Source organism: Enterobacter sp. PL_is511 (assembly GCF_055816065.1).
This window is the reverse complement of sequence record NZ_JBVPGP010000024.1, coordinates 1228674-1247901: the sequence shown is the minus strand read 5'-3', so window position 1 is coordinate 1247901 and position 19228 is coordinate 1228674. Positions and strand designations below refer to the sequence as shown.

The following is a 19228-nucleotide window of genomic DNA, read 5'->3' as shown; positions in this document are numbered from 1 at the left end:
TTCACTTTTAATAATCATAATTACCCCCACCAGAGTGTGATATGCGTAAATCTGTTGTGTTGTTACTGGGAACGTTTGGTCTTTTTTCTGGATTTTCACATGCGGATTATGGCGGTGATGACACCATTAGCGCGAAAGAGCTAAAGACGCTTTTTTTCGGTCATGACGATCGCACGCGCGTCGCCGATCCCACTCAGGCCCCCTGGGATGCTATAGGTCAACTGGAAACCGCCAGCGGTAACTTATGTACTGCGACGTTGATCACCCCGCAGCTTGCCCTGACGGCAGGCCACTGTCTGTTAACGCCGCCAAACGGCAAGCCGGATAAAGCGGTTGCCCTGCGGTTTGTGTCGCAAAAAGGGACCTGGCGCTATGAAATCCACGGCATTGAAGGTCGGGTTGATCCCTCTCTTGGCAAACGCCTGAAACCGGATGGTGACGGCTGGATCGTGCCGCCGGGGGCTGCCTCATGGGACTTTGGCCTGATCGTTTTACGCTACCCGCCTTCAGGCATTACGCCGCTGCCGTTATTTGAGGGCGACAAAGCCGCACTCACCGCCGCGCTGAAAGCCACCGACCGGAAGGTGACGCAATCGGGCTATCCTGTCGATCATCTGGACACGCTTTATACGCATACCGACTGTATTGTGACGGGCTGGGCGCAAACCAGCGTGCTCTCCCATCAGTGCGATACGTTACCGGGCGATAGCGGCTCACCGCTGATGTTGAAAACGGAAAACGGCTGGCAGCTGATCGGTGTGCAGAGCTCTGCCCCGGCGGCGAAAGACCGCTGGCGCGCCGATAACCGGGCCTTGTCCGTGACCGGTTTTCGCGACAAGCTGGAAGCGCTGGCGCAACAGTAAATCAGCAGCGTCTAACCTTACGTAACGCTCTGATTGACTCAATCGGCATCGGCTGGCTGAACCAAAAACCCTGCAGTTGATCGCAGCCAGCCAGCCGCAGCAGTTTCATTTGCTTCTCGGTTTCCACCCCTTCTGCCACCACCGCCATGCCCAGCGCATTGGCGATCCGCACCGTGCCGCTCACCAGCGCGGCCGCCTGTTCATCGTGGTCCACCAGCCCGGCCAGGGATTTATCGATCTTGATGGTGTCGAAGTTAAAACGCCGCAAATAGCCAATGCTGGAATAACCGGTACCAAAATCATCCAGCGCCACCGCGGTGCCCAACGCTTTAAGATTGGCTATCGCCATGCGGGCACGCTCCGGGTTTTCCAGCACGTAGGACTCCGTGACCTCAAGCTGCAGTCGATGGGCCGGAAAACGGGTGGTCTCCAGCACGCTGGCCACTTTTTCTTCAAAGGCGGGATCGCGAAATTGCGCGGGGGAGATATTTACGGAGAGCTTTAAGTCGCCGTACGGCTGCAGATCCTGGCAGGCCCGCTGCAACACAAACTGGCCCAGCTTGTAAATCAGACCGCTGGTCTCCGCGATGGTGATAAAAATATCCGGCCCAAGCGGCCCGTCCGGACGACGCGGCCAGCGGACCAGCGCCTCGACACTGCTCATTGTCTGGCTGTGGGCGTCAATAATCGGCTGATACCAGACATCAAACTCATCGCGTTCCAGACCGTCACGAATCTGATTTTCAATCGCCAGCTTGCGTTCCCGGACGCTGTTCAACTCCGCATCATAGTGGGTAATACGCCCTTTCCCGCTCATTTTAGCGTGATACATGGCAATATCGGCGCGGCGAAACAGTTCTGAGCTGTTGCATTCAGTCAGGGTTCCGCTGGCGATACCGATACTGGCCCCGATATGGATGGTGCGTTCCCCCAGTTGAACCGGGGTGGTGAGAAAATCCAGCACCGAAACGGCAAAGGCGGTAGCCTGCGCCTCTGCATCATCACCGCCGATGGTCATGGCAAATTCATCCCCGCCCATCCGCGCCAGCATCCCGCCCGGCGGCACGCGTTCACTCAGCGTTTTCGCAATCGCCACGATGAGATCGTCCCCCACGCTGTGGCCGTAGATATCATTCACATCCTTAAAACCATCGAGATCGATAAACACCACGCTTTTGACGTCGGTATCACCGCGTAAACGCACCCGATCCAGCGCCTCGATGAGCGCACGCCGGTTAGGCAAGTGGCTTAGCCAGTCCGTTCTGGCAACCAGACGCGCCTGGCTTTCTCCTCGCGCAAGCTTGTACAGCCCCACGCTGCTCACCAGAATAAAGAGCAGGATCAGGGCCGATGCCAGCACCACAATCTGCCTGATATCAGAAGATGCCGCCTGGGCGGCCTGCGCCCCCGGAAGCCGCGCCTGCCAGTTAAGATAGCCCAGCAGCTCCCCAGCCGAACTGCGCAGCGGCATACTCAGCTCGTTAATTTTTTCCGGCGTAAAGTGAAGGTTATCGATCTGAAAGGTCGCTCCCAGGTCGGATAAGATTCTGGCGTTCAGATGACGGGTGATCACCAGATAGCGGCGTGTTCCGTCGGTAACCTGTAATCTTCCGACCATCGGGCGAATCAGCCCAATGCCCACAAAGGCGACGCCGCTGCGTGTTTTGCTGATCCCGGCATAGATATTTTTATCGCTTGATAAGTCGCGCGCGTGCTGAGTAATAAGGGCTTTCAGCCCCTTACCAAAAAAATCGAGATTCGTCTCCTGAAAAGGCTGACTTTTAAACGATCCCCAGATGACATTGAAATGCTCATCCAGCACGAAGGTCCCGTCATAGAGGTTATTGATTTTAAAGCCAGCACCCCAGGTGTTATACAACCAGTCCGTATCGAGCGTGGGACGGTAGGCCTCCCGCACCGCATCGTCCCAGACGGCGTTATCCAGCACCAGCGAGGAGACGCGATTAACCGAGGTCTGAATAGCCCCCTGCACGGAAAGCGCCGTACGGTGTTCATCAATTTCGTTGGTTTTGGTGCTGATAAGATGCAGGGAAAGATAGAGCAGTGCGATGATGGAGATGATTAAGCCGATCCCCGCCATGAAGACCATGGCAAACAACGTTCTCGCATTGGGAATATTGCGCCAGCTTAATGTGCGATACATCAGCCATCCTCTTCATGTTTTGCTTTTCTAAGCGTAATACAGGCAGCGAATTTCGCTGCCTGTAAATCATGGTTTGAGGTCTGTCAGGCAAGTTTTATCATGATCATGCCGGCAAGCAGCAAGATGAGCCCCATCCAGCCCTTGTTATTTAAACGCTGGCCGAAGAGCACCCAGCCTGCGGCCAGCGTGGCGGCGATACCAAAACCACCCCACAGCGCATAGGCCACCGAAAGATCGATCCCTTTTACCGCCTGGGACAGGGCGCTGAACGCCCCGAGAACCGCGGCAATCGACATCAGGCCGTAGAGTTTACGGCGAAAACCATCAGAGAATTTCAGCAGAACGTTCGCCAGGATTTCCAGCACAATGGCGAGCCCCAGCCAGGCCGCATGAACCCATTCAAACTGTTGCATGGTTCTGCTCCTTCTGCTGTTTGCCAGGTTTTCGGGTACCGGATTTAATCAGCACAATACCCGCGACCAGCGTCGTTAACCCGGCGACCTTCATTGGTGTTAATGTTTCGTCAAATATCAGCACGCTGAACAGCGTAATCAACAAAATACCGATCCCTTCCCACAGTGCATACGCGACGCCCAGCGCAATTTTTTTCACCGCAAACGAGAGGAAAATATAAGAAAGCGAAATCATCACCAGCATCAAAATAAAACCGGTGTTGCCATCGCTGATGCTTGCCCACTTCATAGACAGCGTGCCGGTAATTTCAGCGATAATTGCCAGCGCTAATAGGATCCAGTAAAACATGTTTTTCTCCTGCTTGAGAATATAATCCATCGTGGCCCGCTGCGTGCAGCAAACCAAAAAATACGAATTGAAATCAGACAGCTAAGCGCTTAGCGCCAGCTCAGGCAGAAGAAATGACTATAGTGCGGTGCGCCAGTGTTGCTCACCAGAAAGCAGGCAGAAGGAGGTGGAGTATACAGCGGTATTGTTTGAAGAGTACGTCCTGAACATATTGTCCATAAAATTACAATTATCCGCGTTGTTGCTTCTCGTCTTTGCGGATGAAAATTGTCCTCGGTAGTTAAACACACCAAATTTGTACCATAAGCCAGGATTTTACTCAAAGTCTTTGCAATTCTTTACCCATCCCGTTTGATTTTGGTTAGTTTATTGCAATGCCTTTCACCTTTATTATAAATAAAAAGATTATTCCGGAGTCACCATGGCTAAACCCATCATTACCCTGAACGGGTTAAAAATTGTCATCATGCTGGGCATGCTGGTGATCATATTGACAGGCGTTCGTTTTGCCGCCGACATTATTGTGCCTTTTATTCTGTCCCTGTTTGTTGCAGTGATCCTTAATCCACTGGTACAGCGCATGACACGGCTACGCATTCCGCGCGTGCTGGCCATCACGCTGCTTATCAGCATCATTATTGTGGCGATGGTCTTGCTGGTGGCGTATCTGGGGACCTCGCTAAACGAACTGGCGCGAACGCTGCCAAAATACCGCTCTTCGCTGGCGATACCGCTGCTGCAGCTTGAACCCTGGCTGCAGCGCGCGGGTATCGAAGTCTCGGTTGAGGAACTCCTGAAATATATCGACCCCAATGCGGCCATGACGATCGTCACCAGCCTGCTGGCACAGCTTTCCAATGCCATGACATCCATTTTCCTGCTGTTTTTAACGGTGGTGTTCATGCTGCTGGAGGTGCCGCAGCTTCCTGCAAAGCTGCAGCAGATGATGGTCCGTCCGGTTGAAGGGATGGGGGCGATTCAACGCGCGCTGGACAGCGTCTCCCGCTATCTGGTGCTGAAAACCGCCATTAGTCTGGTCACGGGCGGTGTCGTCTGGGTGATGCTTCTGGCGCTGGACGTTCGCTTTGCGTTTGTCTGGGGGTTGCTGGCGTTTGCGCTTAACTACATTCCCAACATCGGCTCCGTGCTGGCGGCGATCCCCCCTATCCTTCAGGTGCTGGTTTTCAGCGGGCTTTATGACGCGCTGATCCTGCTGGCCGGATACCTGGTCATCAATCTGGTATTCGGTAACATTCTTGAGCCACGCATGATGGGGCGAGGGCTGGGACTTTCCACGCTGGTGGTCTTTTTGTCCCTGATATTCTGGGGCTGGCTGCTCGGGCCCGTTGGGATGCTGCTCTCCGTCCCGCTGACCATCATCGTCAAGATTGGCCTGGAACAGACGGCGGGCGGGCAAAGTATCGCCGTGCTGCTGAGCGATATGAGCCATCAATAGCGGTCAGTCCGCCATCGACAGGAGGGGCTTGCGGGTCCTTCCACCTTCGCGATACGTACCGATCGCTCTCTGCCATTCCGCCAGTGGATACACCGTGACGTCGCTGTACCCACTGTTGGGCAAATTAAGCCAGATGCGGTCAAACTCGGCGCGCCACGCCTCAGCGCTGAGCGCATCCAGACCGTTTCGGATATGGAACCACGCCACGCGCGGCACGGGCCGTTGCTGTCTGAAGGTTTGCCCGGAGAGCAGGCCGTAGCAAACAAACATGCCCTGCTCGGGCATCACGCTGAGGATCGCTTCCGCAAGCGGCCCGCCGGTGGCATCGTAGACGACGTCGGTACGCGCCGCGACGGAGCCAATCTGCTGCGCGTCATGCTGCGCGACGGGAATGATGCCCATCGCCTCCAGCCGTTCAGCATGCACGGCAGAGCGGTGAATGCCATACACCGCTTCCGCCCCCGCCTGACGCGCCCACTGCCCCAGCAGGATGGCGCAATCCGATCCGGCAGCCGTGAGCAAGACCCGCTTTCCACGCGGCGGGTAGCGGGTCAGCATCATCTGCGCCGCCAGCGGGTTAATATAGGCCCGCGCGGCCAGATGTGCGTCGACGGTGTCCGGAACGGGTATCGCATACTCTGCCGGGCAATCCACATAGCGCTGCCAGGTGCCCTGACCGCGCAGCGGCAGGACGCGCTGCCCCACCAGATGCTTAAACGAGGCGGGCGCCTCGGTGACAACACCGACACCTTCATACCCCGCGACCGCCGGTAACGGGGTTCTGTGGCGATAGGCACCGGTGATGGGGATAAGATCGGACGCGTTGACCGGAGAAAACAGCATCCGCACGCGGAGCTGTCCCGGTGCAAGCGCGCCCGGCGGCGCGGTTTCAGGTTGCAGAACAGATTCTGGCTCGCCAAACCGGCGATACCAGAGGGCCAGATTTTCCATTACGATCTCAAGGCTGATAGCGGAACTACTCGCGCCAGCCCATTGCCGGTGCGACATGTTTGAGAATAGACTCAATCACGTGCGCATTATAATCCACACCCAGCTGGTTCGGCACGGTCAGTAAGAGCGTGTCCGCCTCGGCAATCGCCTCGTCCTTTTTCAGCTGTTCAACCAGCTTTTCCGGCTCCGCGGCATAGCTGCGCCCGAAGATGGCGCGCGTTTTCTCATCAAGATAACCCACGCTATCGCTGTCGTTGCGGCTGGCCCCGAAATACATCCGGTCACGGTCGTCCATCAGCGCAAAAATACTGCGGCTGACCGACACCCGCGGCTCACGCGTATGCCCTGCCTCTTTCCAGGCCTGACGGTAAGCCCGAATCTGTTTTGCCTGCTGAATATGGAACGGCTCACCGGTTTCATCGTCCTTCAGGGTTGAGCTTTGCAGGTTCATTCCCAGCGTTGCCGCCCATACGGCCGTCGCATTTGAACCGGCGCCCCACCAGATACGCTCGCGCAGCCCTTCAGAATACGGCTCCAGGCGCAGCAGCCCCGGCGGATTCGGGAACATTGGCTGCGGGTTCGGTTTGGCAAACCCTTCCCCGCGCAGCACCTCAAGCAGCACCTCGGTATGACGACGCGCCATATTCGACTCGTTTTCCCCTTCCTGCGGGACATAGCCGAAATGACGCCAGCCATCAATAACCTGCTCCGGGGAGCCACGGCTGATGCCCAACTGCAGGCGACCACCGGAAATCAGGTCCGCCGCGCCCGCATCTTCAGCCATGTACATCGGATTTTCATAGCGCATATCAATCACGCCGGTGCCGATTTCGATGGTCTTCGTTTTTGCGCCAATCGCGGCCAGCAGAGGGAACGGCGAGCTAAGCTGTCGCGCGAAGTGATGCACGCGGAAATAAGCGCCGTCTGCCCCCAACTCTTCAGCCGCCACGGCTAAATCGATGGACTGCAGCAGCGTGTCAGCCGCCGAGCGCGTGCCGGACTGCAGTGAAGGCGTCCAGTGACCAAAGGATAAAAACCCGATCTTTTTCATAACCATGTGTCCTGATAATGCGTTGCGTTCTGTCCACTTTACGCATTACCCGGTAAGAATAAATGCCGTTTATTTAACGGAATGATTCAAATAAATTGACAGAATTGAGCGGGGCGTCATTACGCGCCATAATGGGATATAATATCCCCCACTTTTTTCATGGCAGGTAAAACCGGCAATGGCTTTGATCCCCAAAAACTACGCGCGGCTGGAAAGCGGCTATCGCGAAAAAGCATTAAAAATCTATCCATGGGTGTGTGGACGCTGTTCGCGCGAGTTTGTCTATTCTAATCTGCGTGAACTCACGGTTCACCATATCGATCACGACCATACCAACAACCCGGAAGATGGCAGCAACTGGGAGCTGTTGTGCCTGTTTTGCCACGATCACGAGCATTCGAAATACACCGAAGCAGATCAGTACGGCACCACCGTGGTGGCCGGGGAAGACGCGCAAAAAGACGTGGGCGTCGCCACGTTTAACCCGTTTGCCGATTTAAAGGCGATGATGGATAAGAAGAAGTAATCCTCTCGTCCCCTCGCTCACATCGTGCGGCGCGAATTTAAAATGTCCAGGTGATAGCGGCGGTTGCAGATCCCTCATTGCGCCGCATCACGATCGGGCTGTTATTCGCACGATCGCCAAGCCAGGTATAGTCCGCGCTGAGGACAGTTCCCCAGTGAGCATCGAACTGATGGCTCCAGGTCAGGCTGGTGTCGACGCCATAAAATCCACCCGGCGCTGAATAGCGGCGATATCCGGTGCGGCGGCTCTGCTGCTCGCTGACCCCATACCACGTATTCAGATAACGGCTGTCGCCAAACAGGGCCGCAGACTGCAAGGCGACCGTGTCCTGGTTATTTTGTAAAGGGATTAGCGTCACGGAGGCCTGATAGCTTACCCCCTGGCTGTCCGTTAACGGCAGCGTCGCTTTGCCTTCCATACTCAGCCATGGCGCGGCCTGCCAGCCTACGGCAAGGCCGGTATTCAGGGTGGCATCAATGTCCCCCATCCCTTTCAGATTGTTTGCCCCCTCACGCCAGCCGGAATTTTTCTCAGCCCTTCCGAAGTCGTAGCCCAGCGTTTGTTCGAAATACCAACCGCTGTCGTTTTGCAGGTCACATCCCACCCCTTTTTGCGCATCAATAAAGAAAGCGCCTTTACGACCCTGCAGTACCGGAACCACCTGCCACACCTGCTTGTCTGAGCCTGAGTAACGCGGGGCATACTGCCCTCCCAGCCCGACGGTTAAGGAATCGGACGCGGTGCCATCATCCGCCTGCACGCCGGACGTCACGACCATCAGAAGCTGGACGGACATATACAGGACTTTTTTTATCGCTATCATACTGCTCTCCATACAGACGCTGGCGTCTCCTGATTCAGGGGCGACCACACAATGTTGGCGCAGTATGATTTGGCTGAATCAATGAATCGTCGGGATAGTGTTAAGAAATGGTCAAGGTGAACGGATGTTGTCCAGAAGAGTGCTGATTATTGAAGATGACGCCGATGCGGCTGGCGTGCTCGAAGCCTATTTACGGCGTGAAAATTACGACGTGACCATTACCGGGGACGGTCTTTCCGGCCTGGATATGGCGCAGCGGTGGAAGCCCGACCTCATTCTGCTGGACGTAATGCTGCCGGGGCTTAACGGCACCGAGGTGCTGGCGGGCCTGCGTCGTAAAAGCGATGTGCCGGTGATTATGGTTACGGCCATGGGGGATACTCCCGATCGCATTGGCGCCCTGCGTTACGGTGCCGATGATTACGTTGTGAAGCCTTATCATCCGGGCGAAGTGGTGGCGCGGGTGCAGGCGGTGCTGCGGCGCAGCAGTAAAAAAGAGACAGACGAAGCGATCCTTCGCTGGCAAACGCTGGAGGTGGATGTCGCCGCCATTGTGGCGAGCGTGGATAACGGCGACGACGCCCCCGTGATGCTCGATCTTACGCCAACGGAATTCTCGCTTCTGGCAACGCTGCTGCGTTCTCCTGCGCACCCGTTCTCCCGCCAGTATTTACTGGAACACTGCTTGCCGGAAAGCGAGGCGCTGGAGCGCGTGGTGGACACCCATATTTATAACCTGCGTAAAAAACTCGAAGCGGCGGGTATTTCCGGCGTGCTGATCAACGTTCGCGGCGTGGGTTACAGGTTCAGACAGCCATGATAAAAAACCGACACGCCTCTCTGTGGCGCTGGATTTGCGCACGCATTTTAGCGCTGGCCATCGGCAGCGTGATCGTCATTGCCACCTGCATGTGGTTGCGCTATGCGGTACAAAACTACTGGATCATGGGCAAGATGCCGCCAGCGGTCCGGCAGGAGTTTCTTACGCTCAGCCAGAACCCGCAGGCCAATCCGGCCCGCTTCCACACGATTGTGGACACATGGTGGGGCCTGAGCTATTCCACGCCGTCTATCGCCTCAGCCGACTGGGTCACGGTAGCCCTGCTGGTGCTGGTAATGATCCCGTTTATTGTGGTAATGGGGCTAAAACACGCCCGCCCGCTGGCGCTACAGTTCAGCCGACTTCGCGATGCGGCAAAGGATGTCGCCGAAGGTCAGTTTGGCCGTCAGGCAGAGCTGATCAAAGATGCACCGGCAGAAATGGTCAGCTTTGCGACCGACTTTAACTCTATGACGGGACAACTTGCCCGCTATGAGAAAGAGCTCCGCGCCTCGCACGTCGCGATGGCGCATGAGCTGCGCTCGCCCCTGACGGCCGCCATCGGGCGTCTGCAGGGCATGTTAGACGGCGTGTTTGATGCCAGCCCGGCGCAACTGGGCATGGTGATGAAACAGCTCCAGCACCTCAACCGCCTCACCGATGAACTCCACCTCCTCTCCCTGGCCGACGCGGGTAACCTTGTGCTGGAGGACCAGCCGTTCTGTCTGGATGAGCTGATTCAGGAGCGGGTTGCCTGGATCATGCCCCAGGCTGATGCGCATCATTTCCGGATAACGCTGCGTAATCCGCGCACCTGTCCCTTCAGAGGCGATGCGTTCCGTCTGGGACAGGTCGTTACCATCCTCATGGAAAATGCGCTACGCTACGGGCGCGATGGCGGCCATCTTGAGGTGGCGCTGCACTACGCCAGCGGTCATTACACCCTCGAATTTACCGATGACGGGCCGGGCGTATCGCACCAGTTTTTACCGGAAATGTTTAAACGCTTTAGCCGCGAGGAGCAGTCCCGCGCGCGGCATTCCGGCGGCAGCGGCCTCGGATTGTCCATCGCCCGGGCGATTTGTCAGGCGCATGGGGGTGAGATTAGCGCGTCACTACCGGAAACCGGCGGCCTCGCGGTGTGCATTTTGTTGCCCTGGCATCCGTCCGATAATGAAAATCTCCACTCTTGATAAAGCCTTGACAGAACATCGAATCTTTCTCGACGTAGCGCACATTTAATAACGCCATTCCCTTTATGGAGCGGCGTTATGTCAGACGAATTTTTTCTCTCCCTCCGCCACTGCCTGCATCATTTGTACGGCGTGGCGCGCACCCTTTCCTGGCTGCATTTTCTTCCCCTGGCCCTGCTTGCGCTGGCGATTTTTCCGCTGACCGGCTGCGGTGATAAACACGAAAACAAACCCAACCCTGTGCGAACGGTACGCTGCGTCGTCGTTGGCACCGCCCACTCCCTTCCCGCGCTGGAAAGAACCGGTGAGATCCATGCCCACGATGAAACGACCCTGAGCTTTCGTACCGGGGGGCGGATACTGACGCGTAGCGTCGATATTGGTGACAGGGTCACCGCCGGACAGCTGCTGGCCACGCTTGACAATACGACCGGGCAAAACCAGCTCGACGGCGCTGAGGCCGATTATGAAAGCGCCAAAGCCTCAGCGCAGGTCGCCGCGCTTAACGTCAGTCGCATGCAAAAGCTCATGCCAACGGGTGCAATAGCCCGCACGCAGCTCGACAGCGCCCGTGCGGACTGGCTTGTCGCCCGCGCGCGCTTAAAAAGCAGCGAGGCCGCGTGGCGAAATGCCCGCGAAAGCCTCGGCTGGACGCACCTGTTCGCCCCACAAGCGGGCGTCATTACGGCCGTGAACGCCTCTGCGGGACAGGTTGTCAGCGACGGTCAGTCCGTGCTGACGCTGGCAACCGGGGAAGTCCGCGACGTGGTGTTTGATATTGCCGCGCCCGATACGATCCCGCCTCTGGATAAGGCGGTTTTGCAGGTTTCCCTGCTCAGCGCCCCGTCGGTACAGGCGTCTGCCCTACTGCGGGATATCACCCCGCAGGCCGATCCTCAGACCCGCACCTGGCGCGTCAGGGCCACCCTGCAAAACCCACCGGCGGCCATGGCGCTGGGTGCCAGCGTTACCGTCACGTTGCCATCGTCAGCCCCGCACGGGTACACCCTTCCCGCGTCCGCGCTGACCCGAGCCGGCGACAAACCGGCCGTTTTTGTGATTACCCCGCAGTCGCGGGCGCGGCTGCGCGTGGTGGTACCCGCGAGCTATACGGCCTCCTCCGTCATGATTGCCTCCGGCCTTGAGCCAGGCGATCGGGTGATTACGGCGGGCGTGAGCACATTGCGGTCCGGCGAGCCGGTGATGCCCGGAGAGGTTCAGCCATGAACACAGGACAGGAAGCCAAATTTAACCTCTCCGCCTGGGCGCTGAAGAACCAGCAGATGGTCAGCTTTTTCATGCTGCTGGTGATTGCGATGGGCGTGTTCTGCTATGAAAAGCTGCCGCGTAACGAAGATCCGGCATTCACCATTAAAACGGCCGTCGTCTCCGCGCAGTGGCCGGGAGCATCCGTGGCGAATACCACCCGACTGCTGACCGATACGCTTGAAAAAAAGCTGCAGGAAACGCCCTGGCTGGACTATCTCGAAAGTGAAACCCGGGCCGGACGCACCGTTATCCACGTCAACCTCCGTGACGATACGCCCCCGCAAAGCGTGCCCGATATCTGGTATCAGGTTCGCAAAAAAATGCAGGACATCGCGCCGTCCCTGCCCGAAGGGGTGCAGGGTCCTGCCGTGGATGACGAGTTTGACGACACGTTCGGCACAATTTACGCCTTTATTCCCGATGGTTTCACCCTGCGGGAGGTGCGGGTTCGCGCAGAGACAATACGGCGCGAGCTGATGTCCCTGTCGGATATGGGTAAAACCACCCTGCTGGGCGAACAGCAGGAGCAGTGGGTTCTCGCCTTTTCTCCGGCGCGCCTGGCCGGTATGGGGCTGGATATTCAGACGGTCGCCGACGCCCTCCGGGCGCAAAACGCCGTTGTCCCGGCAGGAACGATGCGTACCGGGCAGGAGAACATGGCGATAAAGGTCAGCGGTGCGCTCACGACCGAAGAGAGTTTACGCGCCGTCACGCTGCACGTTAACAATCGCTATATCCCGCTAACCGACATTGCCACCGTCACCCGGGAAATCGCCGAGCCACCGGCCCCGGCCTACCGGGTGAACGGCAAACCGGCTATCGGGCTGGCGGTCTCGATGGCGCCGACAGGCAACATGCTGCGTTTCGGTGCTGCGCTGAATGCAAAAATGGCGACCCTCAGCGCCGGGCTGCCGCACGGTATCGAGATGGTGAAAGTCGCCGATCAGTCAGCGGTGGTGAGTGATGCGGTAAGCGGGTTTATCCGGGTGCTTATCGAAGCCGTTGTTATCGTGCTGGCGGTCTCATTTGTCTCGCTGGGTTTACGGGCCGGACTGGTGGTGGCGACGGCCATCCCGCTGGTGCTCGCCATGACGTTTGCCGGCATGATGTTCGCAGGCATCGGCCTTCAGCGTATCTCGCTCGGGGCGCTGATCATTGCCCTGGGCCTGCTGGTGGATGACGCCATGATCGCCGTCGAAACGATGGTCTCCCGGCTGGAAGCCGGGGATTCCCGTCGGCATGCGGCCACCCATGCATTCAAAACGACGGCCTTCCCGATGCTCACCGGTACCCTGGTGATGATTGCTGGCTTTATTCCCGTTGGTTTTGCGGCCTCCAGCGCCGGTGAATACTGCTTTTCCCTGTTTGCGGTGGTGCTCATCGCCCTGCTCTGTTCCTGGGCTGTCGCGATCCTGTTTTCGCCGTTGACGGGTACGTGGCTGCTGCCGGAAAAAGTCAGACATCACGCGGCGGGCCCCGGAAAGATCGCGCGCGGGTACGGACGGCTTTTACGCCTGGCACTGCGTCACCGGGTCGCTACCGTGCTGCTCGCCCTTTCCGCGCTGGGGCTGTCCGTGTACGGCACGACGTTTATGCAGGGCGAGTTTTTCCCCGCCTCGGACCGGCCTGAGCTGCTGGTCAGCCTGACGCTTCCGGCCAACGCGTCGCAGGCGGAAACGTTAAGAGAGGTGGAAAAGCTGGAAAAGGCGTTGGTCGGCAACGGCAACATCGATCGCTACTCGACCTACGTCGGGTCGGGCGCCATCCGTTTTTACCTGCCGATGGACGTGCTGCTGGAAAATGAGAATATCGCCCAGATGGTTGTGGTGGCTAAAGACCTTGAGGCGCGGGATCGTCTGCATGCGCAGCTCAACAGGATCCTGGCGACGCAGTTTAGCGACATCATCACGCGGGTGTCGCCCCTTGAGCTGGGGCCGCCCGTCGGCTGGCCAATCAAATACCGGGTGAGCGGGCCCGATTATCTGCAGGTCCGGGCGTTTGCGAACCGTCTCACGGACGCGATTGGGCAGTCCCCGTACTCACGCGACGTTAACCAGACGGCCGGAGAGCCGGAGAGGGTCATCACCCTTGAGGTGAATCAGACGGCGGCCAGGGCGGCGGGAATATCGTCAGAAAGCCTCGCCCGCACGCTGAACACCGTCTGGTCCGGCAGCGTTGTCACGTCCATCAGGGATAACGACCGCCTTGTCGACGTAGTGCTCCGGGCCACGGACGATGAACGTCACAGCACCGCCACCCTCTCCTCGCTCACGATTCAGGGGAATGACGGTAAAAAAATTCCGCTCAGCGCCGTCGCGACGCCGGTCTGGGGCGTGGACGATCCGGTCATCTGGCGTCGGCAGCGCATACCCTTTATCACGGTGCAAACGGATCTTGCCCCGGGGCTGAAGGCTGAAGCGGTATCCGCGGCGCTGCGTCCGGCGGTGGATAAACTTCGCGCGAACCTGCCGGCAGGTTACGGCATTGAAGAAGGCGGCGCGGTTGCCGAATCGGATAAGGGGAACAACTCCGTCTTTACCGTTCTTCCGGTAACGCTGGTCATCATGCTGTTGCTGCTGATGCTTCAGCTGCGGCGATATTCCCGGATGCTGCTGGCCCTCCTGATGGCCCCGTTTGGTTTACCGGGGATCGTGCTGGCTATGCTGCCCGGCGGAACGCCGATGGGGTTTGTCGCGCTGCTGGGCGTTATCGCCCTGGCGGGGATGATCGTGCGGAACGCGGTGATATTGATTAGCGAGGTTGACAGCAATATTGCTCAGGGGATGACAAACGATGCCGCGATTATGGCGGCTGCGGAACACCGGGCCAGACCCATCTGTCTGACCGCCTGTGCCGCCATTCTGGGCATGATCCCCATTTCTCACCAGGTCTTCTGGGGTCCAATGGCCTATGCCATCATCGGCGGGCTGCTGGTTGCGACGCTGGTGACGCTGACCGTGTTACCCGCGTCGTTTAGCCTGCTGTTACAGTGGGGCGCTCAGCGCAAAGCCACAGAAGATGAACTGCGCTGAGGCTCCACCGTTTCCCGGCTGATTACGCGGCGGTCAGTGCAAAACGGTCTTTCAGGACCTGGTGGATTTCATCCTCCGCCAGCTGCCGCGTTTCAGTGCCGTTCGCGGTGATGGTTTTCAGCATATCGCCCAGTAAAATCTGACGTCCTTCCGGGCTGTGCTGCACCACCACCCGCTTCTGCACAAAGATCGCATCCGGATGCGTGGAGTTAAGGTAGTTGGCCGGGACGAAATCAATCCATTCCTGAGGCGTGAGATCAAAGCCGTATTGCCGGGCCCACTCTCCCTCCACCTTCGCCTCAAGCAGATATTCGCCCTCCGCACTGCGGCTTAGTCGGAACGTGTCGAAATCCTGCGTGATATCCACATCAAGCGTGTCCAGCGCCATCGGCGCACGAATGCCGTAGCTGCCGAACCCGAGGTCGCAAAGCCACTGTCGGCTCTCCACCTCGGCAATCAACGCCATATGGGTTTTCGGCCGCCGCGCGGGGTAGAACATCGGGCGCGCCGCCACGAAACGGTAAGGTATCCCTAACGCCGCCAGCGCCATGGCAAAAAGCCCGTTTACCTCATAGCAGTAGCCGCCGCGCCCCTGCGTTAACACCTTATCGGCAATGTCGTCTGGCGCCAGCGAGACAATTTTACCCGCCTGCACGTCCAGATTTTCAAAGGGAACGGAAAAGAGCTGATGACGCATCAGCGCATGCAGGGTGGCCGTATCGGCAGCCGCTGGTCCGGTGTAGTTTATGCGTTTGAAATAGGTGGAAATGTTGAAATTATCGCTGTGCATAATGCCTCCTTGTCCTGAACATGCCGGACACTATAGATGGCGCGCATCATTGGCTGTATAGTCAGTTTTATCGAAAATTAGCCTGAACAGATACCCATGTCTGCCCCGTCCCAGTCGTCCCCACACTATCGCCGAATTGCCGAGATGCTGCGCCTCACGCTGACGTCTGGCGCGCTGCGCGCCGGTGACAGGATGATCTCCGCGCGTAAACTGGCCGAGCGCGAGCACGTTAGCCTTCCGACGGCGCTGGAGGCCCTTCGCTGCCTCGAGGCTGAAGGGCTGATCGTTGCGCGCCCGCGTTCAGGTTACTACATCCGCCAGACCAACCTGTCACCGCGCGTGGAGCCCGCGCGCTCCTCACCCGGCCCGGTCCCCGTCACCCTATCCGCCGTGGCCCGGTCGCTGTTCAGCAGTGCAGAAGCCCGGCTTATCCCGCTGGGCGCCGCCCTGCCCGATCCCGCGTGGCTGCCAGGAGACGCGCTGCAGCGGGCGTTGCACTCCGCGGGCCGTCGTCTGGAAGCGCATGGACAGAGCTACAGCCTGCCCCCGGGAAGAGCAGACCTACGAAGTAAGATTGCCGCGCGCTCTGCGCAATGGGGAGCCCGGTTCAGCGCGGACGATCTCATTATCACCTCGGGCGCGACGCAGGCGCTGCGCCTGGCACTTCGGGCCGTGTGTCAGCCAGGTGATGTGGTGGCAATTGAGCAGCCCGCCTACTTTGGCACGCTCCTGCTGCTGGAGGATTTAGGCCTGAAGGCCTTAGAAATCCCCACCGATCCTGCTGAAGGCCTGCTGCTGGAACCGCTGGCTGACGCCATTCGCTGCCATCGCCCCGCTGCCGTCCTGGCCTCACCCACCGTGCAAAACCCGTTGGGTGCCAGCATGCCCGTCGCACGCAAGCAGGAACTGGTTGCCCTGCTTGAAGAGGCAGAAATTCCGTTGATTGAGGACGATGTTTACGGAGATCTGGTCGGTGAGGGGCAACGTCCTCCGGCCTGCAAGGCGTTCGACCAGAGCGGGAATGTGATTTACTGCAGCTCCCTGTCTAAAACGCTTGCGCCGGGGTGGCGAATCGGCTGGATTGCCGCCGGACGCTACCACACGCAGGTCTTGCAGGCCCGCATGGCCGGAGACTGGGCAGGTGCACCGCTGCTGGAAGCCGCGACGAGCGAGATGCTGGCAAGCGGCGACTACGACCGTCACCTGCGGCGGCTAAAGCGGCGTATCGCGGAGGGAATAGCCGCCGTCGTGGCGCGGGTCGAGGCCAGTTTTCCCCCCGGAACCCGCGTTAGTGTACCCGCAGCCGGTTTCCTGCTGTGGGTAGAACTGCCTCAGCAGGTCAACGCCCTGGAGGTGCATCGTCGCGCGCTGGCGCTGGGTATTGGCGTCAGCCCCGGTCCCCTGTTTTCTCCTGGCGCAGAACTCACGCACTTTCTGCGGCTAAACTGCGCAAACGAGCCGACGCCCTGCCTGCTCAATGCCGTAGGGCAGATTGGGGCCCTATGCCATGAACTGGCCACTTTCACACCAGACTCTCCAGCCACTCGGTAAATACCCGCACTTTGCGGGAGAGGTGACGGTGTGGGTAGAGCAGTGACAGCTTGCGGTCCGGCGAGCGATAGGCTGGCAGGACCTCAACCAGCAGGCCGCGGTCAATGTAAGGCTGGAGAAAGAGATTCATCCCCTGCATTACCCCGAGCCCGGCCAGGCCTGCCGCGATGTAGGCCTCGGAGTTATCCACCACCAGCTTACCGGGTAGCGCGATCTCCGCGACGCCCTCTGGCGTGGTAAACGTCCACGGCTGAATGTGCCTGCTGCTGTTGTTAATCCAGTTGATGGCCTGATGCTTGCGTAAATCATCCGGCGTTTCTGGCGTACCGTGTTTTGCCAGCCAGGCCGGGCTGGCGCAGGTCGTGATTTTAATGTTCCCGACTTTACGCGCGATATAATCGCCGTCGTCCAGCTCGCCCACCCGCAGCACGCAGTCCAGGCCATCCCGCAGCATATCCCGACGGCGGTCAGAGCTGCTCAGAATGATGTCGATCTCGGGATGCTGACGATAAAAATCAGGCAGATTGGGTATCACCCGCAGCGTGGCAAAAGAGACCGGCATATCCACACGCAGCTGACCGTGTATTGCCCGGTCCGTACCAAACGACTCCAGCAATTCGTCCGCCTGCGCCAGCAGGGGTTTACTCTGGCGATAGAACGCCTCCCCATCCGGCGTCAGGCTAATTCGACGCGTTGTGCGCTGCAGGAGCCGCGTGCCGCTGTGTTGCTCCAGAAGCTGTAACGCTTTGGTGACTGCAGGGCGATGGACCTGCAGATTCTCCGCCGCCTGGGTAAGACTACCTGACTCGACAATTTCAATAAAAATTCGAATAGATTCAAAGAGATTTATTTGCATAAAGGATTTCAAACCGCGAACGGGATATTGTTATTGATTTTATAACAGTGATGAATCTTTTGGGCTATTTTTCCTAACAATATTGCCCCCTACACTCTCCTCCATCCAAACGTAAGGGAGAGTCTGCTATGAAAAATAACCGTATCTGTCAGATCCTGGGTATCGAAAAGCCTGTTATTCAGGGGCCGTTATCCTGGCTTACCGATGCCCGTTTAGTTGCCGCGGTCAGCAATGCCGGCGGGCTCGGTGTGCTGGGACCCAATGCAGGCTTAACCGCCGACACCGCGGTCTCCACGCCGGAGGAGACCGCCGAAAAAATGCGCGAAGAAATTCGTAAAACCAAACGGCTGACCGAAAAACCGTTTGGCGTGAACCTGATCCCCACCGCCGTTAATGACGTCTGGACTGGACCAATTCTTAAGGTGGTAAAAGAGGAAGGCGTCAGGGCCGTGGTGTATACAGGCTATGGGGAAGGCAGCATTATTCCCTCGCTGTTCAGCGAGTTAAAAGAGGCAGGGATCGCTATTATCTACCGCGACATCAATCCCACGCCGGAAAACACCCGTCTCGCAGAAGATCTGGGGGCAGACATTATCGTCGCCACCGGTTTTGATGAGGGCGGAACGTTACCCGCAACGGCGCTTGGCACCTTTTCCATCGTGCCGCTGATTGCCGATGCCGTGAAGCACATCCCGGTGATGGCCGCGGGCGGTATTACCGATAATCGCACCGCCAGAGCAGCGCATGCGTTAGGTGCGGAAGGCGTGTTTGCCGGATCGGTCTTTATCAGTACCGAAGAAAGCCGCGTGCCGCAGGGGGTCAAAGAGAAAATTGTTGCCGCCAACGGCCTGGACTTGCTGCTTTTTCGCACCGTGCCCCATTACTACCGCGCGCTTCCCGGCAAGCTGGCGGAAAAACTGGCATCGATGGATAAAGCAGGCGCAAGCAACGACGCGCTGGGCAAGGCGATGGGAGGATTACGGGGCCTGCGTCTGGGCATGCTGGAAAATAACACCGATGAAGGCTATATCGCGCTCGGCACGGGGATTGGGAATATCCGCAGCGTGAAAAGCGTGGCCGAGATCGTCAATCTGTTAGCGGTTGAGTAAGCCCTCGGCGTC

18 protein-coding genes are annotated in these 19228 nt (G+C 58.3%); 9 read left to right on the top strand and 9 right to left on the bottom strand.

Going from position 1 to position 19228, the window contains the following annotated elements:
* The first annotated feature begins 41 nt into the window (after positions 1–41).
* Positions 42–863, top strand: coding sequence for a trypsin-like serine peptidase (locus AC0TN7_RS21540; RefSeq protein WP_473702426.1), 822 nt, complete (start codon positions 42–44; stop codon positions 861–863).
* A 1-nt stretch (position 864) separates the two neighbouring features.
* Here AC0TN7_RS21540 and AC0TN7_RS21535 read toward each other — a convergent pair whose 3' ends face one another.
* From AC0TN7_RS21535 to AC0TN7_RS21520, 4 genes are all read right to left on the bottom strand, one after another.
* Positions 865–3027: a bifunctional diguanylate cyclase/phosphodiesterase gene (locus AC0TN7_RS21535; RefSeq protein ID WP_148768922.1), complete on the bottom strand. Its 2163-nt coding sequence runs from the start codon at positions 3025–3027 to the stop codon at positions 865–867.
* Between the two features lie 83 nt (positions 3028–3110).
* Positions 3111–3440 (bottom strand): multidrug/spermidine efflux SMR transporter subunit MdtI, encoded by a 330-nt coding sequence (mdtI, locus tag AC0TN7_RS21530; RefSeq protein ID WP_024909144.1) that lies wholly within the window; start codon positions 3438–3440, stop codon positions 3111–3113.
* Positions 3427–3789, bottom strand: coding sequence for a multidrug/spermidine efflux SMR transporter subunit MdtJ (gene mdtJ, locus AC0TN7_RS21525; RefSeq protein ID WP_024909145.1), 363 nt, complete (start codon positions 3787–3789; stop codon positions 3427–3429). The genes mdtI and mdtJ overlap by 14 nt, the downstream gene beginning before the upstream one ends.
* 117 nt (positions 3790–3906) lie before the next feature.
* Positions 3907–4077, bottom strand: a complete 171-nt coding sequence (locus tag AC0TN7_RS21520) for a protein YdgV (RefSeq protein ID WP_085930315.1) — start codon at positions 4075–4077, stop codon at positions 3907–3909.
* A gap of 133 nt (positions 4078–4210) precedes the next feature.
* Between AC0TN7_RS21520 and AC0TN7_RS21515 the strand changes: the two genes are divergently transcribed.
* A complete protein-coding gene (locus AC0TN7_RS21515; protein WP_024909146.1) occupies positions 4211–5245 on the top strand; it encodes an AI-2E family transporter in 1035 nt (344 codons plus the stop codon).
* A gap of 3 nt (positions 5246–5248) precedes the next feature.
* On the opposite strand, the gene AC0TN7_RS21510 is transcribed toward AC0TN7_RS21515, so the two are convergent.
* Both AC0TN7_RS21510 and AC0TN7_RS21505 read right to left on the bottom strand, forming a co-directional pair.
* Positions 5249–6196: a zinc-dependent alcohol dehydrogenase family protein gene (locus AC0TN7_RS21510; protein WP_473702425.1), complete on the bottom strand. Its 948-nt coding sequence runs from the start codon at positions 6194–6196 to the stop codon at positions 5249–5251.
* 25 nt (positions 6197–6221) lie between these two features.
* Positions 6222–7247 (bottom strand): LLM class flavin-dependent oxidoreductase, encoded by a 1026-nt coding sequence (locus tag AC0TN7_RS21505; protein ID WP_473702424.1) that lies wholly within the window; start codon positions 7245–7247, stop codon positions 6222–6224.
* A 178-nt stretch (positions 7248–7425) separates the two neighbouring features.
* On the opposite strand from AC0TN7_RS21505, the gene yajD reads away from it, so the two are divergent.
* Positions 7426–7773: an HNH nuclease YajD gene (gene yajD, locus AC0TN7_RS21500; protein ID WP_003857471.1), complete on the top strand. Its 348-nt coding sequence runs from the start codon at positions 7426–7428 to the stop codon at positions 7771–7773.
* Positions 7774–7810: 37 nt separating this feature from the next.
* On the opposite strand, the gene AC0TN7_RS21495 is transcribed toward yajD, so the two are convergent.
* On the bottom strand, positions 7811–8596 hold the full coding sequence (locus AC0TN7_RS21495; RefSeq protein WP_473702423.1) for a MipA/OmpV family protein: 786 nt from the start codon (positions 8594–8596) through the stop codon (positions 7811–7813).
* 124 nt (positions 8597–8720) lie between these two features.
* On the opposite strand from AC0TN7_RS21495, the gene AC0TN7_RS21490 reads away from it, so the two are divergent.
* The 4 genes from AC0TN7_RS21490 to AC0TN7_RS21475 all read left to right on the top strand — a co-directional run bounded on the left by AC0TN7_RS21490 (position 8721) and on the right by AC0TN7_RS21475 (position 14910).
* A complete protein-coding gene (locus AC0TN7_RS21490; RefSeq protein WP_048991176.1) occupies positions 8721–9416 on the top strand; it encodes a response regulator in 696 nt (231 codons plus the stop codon).
* Positions 9413–10609 (top strand): sensor histidine kinase, encoded by a 1197-nt coding sequence (locus tag AC0TN7_RS21485; protein WP_463726622.1) that lies wholly within the window; start codon positions 9413–9415, stop codon positions 10607–10609. The genes AC0TN7_RS21490 and AC0TN7_RS21485 overlap by 4 nt, the downstream gene beginning before the upstream one ends.
* A 78-nt stretch (positions 10610–10687) precedes the next feature.
* Positions 10688–11836 carry an efflux RND transporter periplasmic adaptor subunit gene (locus AC0TN7_RS21480; RefSeq protein ID WP_473702422.1) on the top strand — a complete coding sequence of 383 codons (1149 nt, stop codon included), beginning with the start codon at positions 10688–10690 and terminating at the stop codon, positions 11834–11836.
* Positions 11833–14910, top strand: a complete 3078-nt coding sequence (locus AC0TN7_RS21475; RefSeq protein WP_473702421.1) for an efflux RND transporter permease subunit — start codon at positions 11833–11835, stop codon at positions 14908–14910. Before AC0TN7_RS21480 ends, AC0TN7_RS21475 begins: the two co-directional genes overlap by 4 nt.
* A gap of 22 nt (positions 14911–14932) precedes the next feature.
* Here AC0TN7_RS21475 and AC0TN7_RS21470 read toward each other — a convergent pair whose 3' ends face one another.
* Entirely contained in the window at positions 14933–15700 is a 768-nt protein-coding gene (locus AC0TN7_RS21470) for an arylamine N-acetyltransferase family protein (protein ID WP_024909154.1), read from the bottom strand.
* A gap of 96 nt (positions 15701–15796) precedes the next feature.
* On the opposite strand from AC0TN7_RS21470, the gene AC0TN7_RS21465 reads away from it, so the two are divergent.
* A complete protein-coding gene (locus tag AC0TN7_RS21465) occupies positions 15797–17251 on the top strand; it encodes an aminotransferase-like domain-containing protein (RefSeq protein WP_473702420.1) in 1455 nt (484 codons plus the stop codon).
* Here the strand turns inward: AC0TN7_RS21465 and AC0TN7_RS21460 are convergent.
* On the bottom strand, positions 17223–18107 hold the full coding sequence (locus AC0TN7_RS21460) for a LysR family transcriptional regulator (RefSeq protein ID WP_032645435.1): 885 nt from the start codon (positions 18105–18107) through the stop codon (positions 17223–17225). The two genes, AC0TN7_RS21465 and AC0TN7_RS21460, sit on opposite strands and share 29 nt — an antisense overlap.
* Before the next feature lie 128 nt (positions 18108–18235).
* On the opposite strand from AC0TN7_RS21460, the gene AC0TN7_RS21455 reads away from it, so the two are divergent.
* Positions 18236–19216, top strand: coding sequence for an NAD(P)H-dependent flavin oxidoreductase (locus AC0TN7_RS21455; RefSeq protein WP_463726617.1), 981 nt, complete (start codon positions 18236–18238; stop codon positions 19214–19216).
* Positions 19217–19228: the final 12 nt, after the last annotated feature.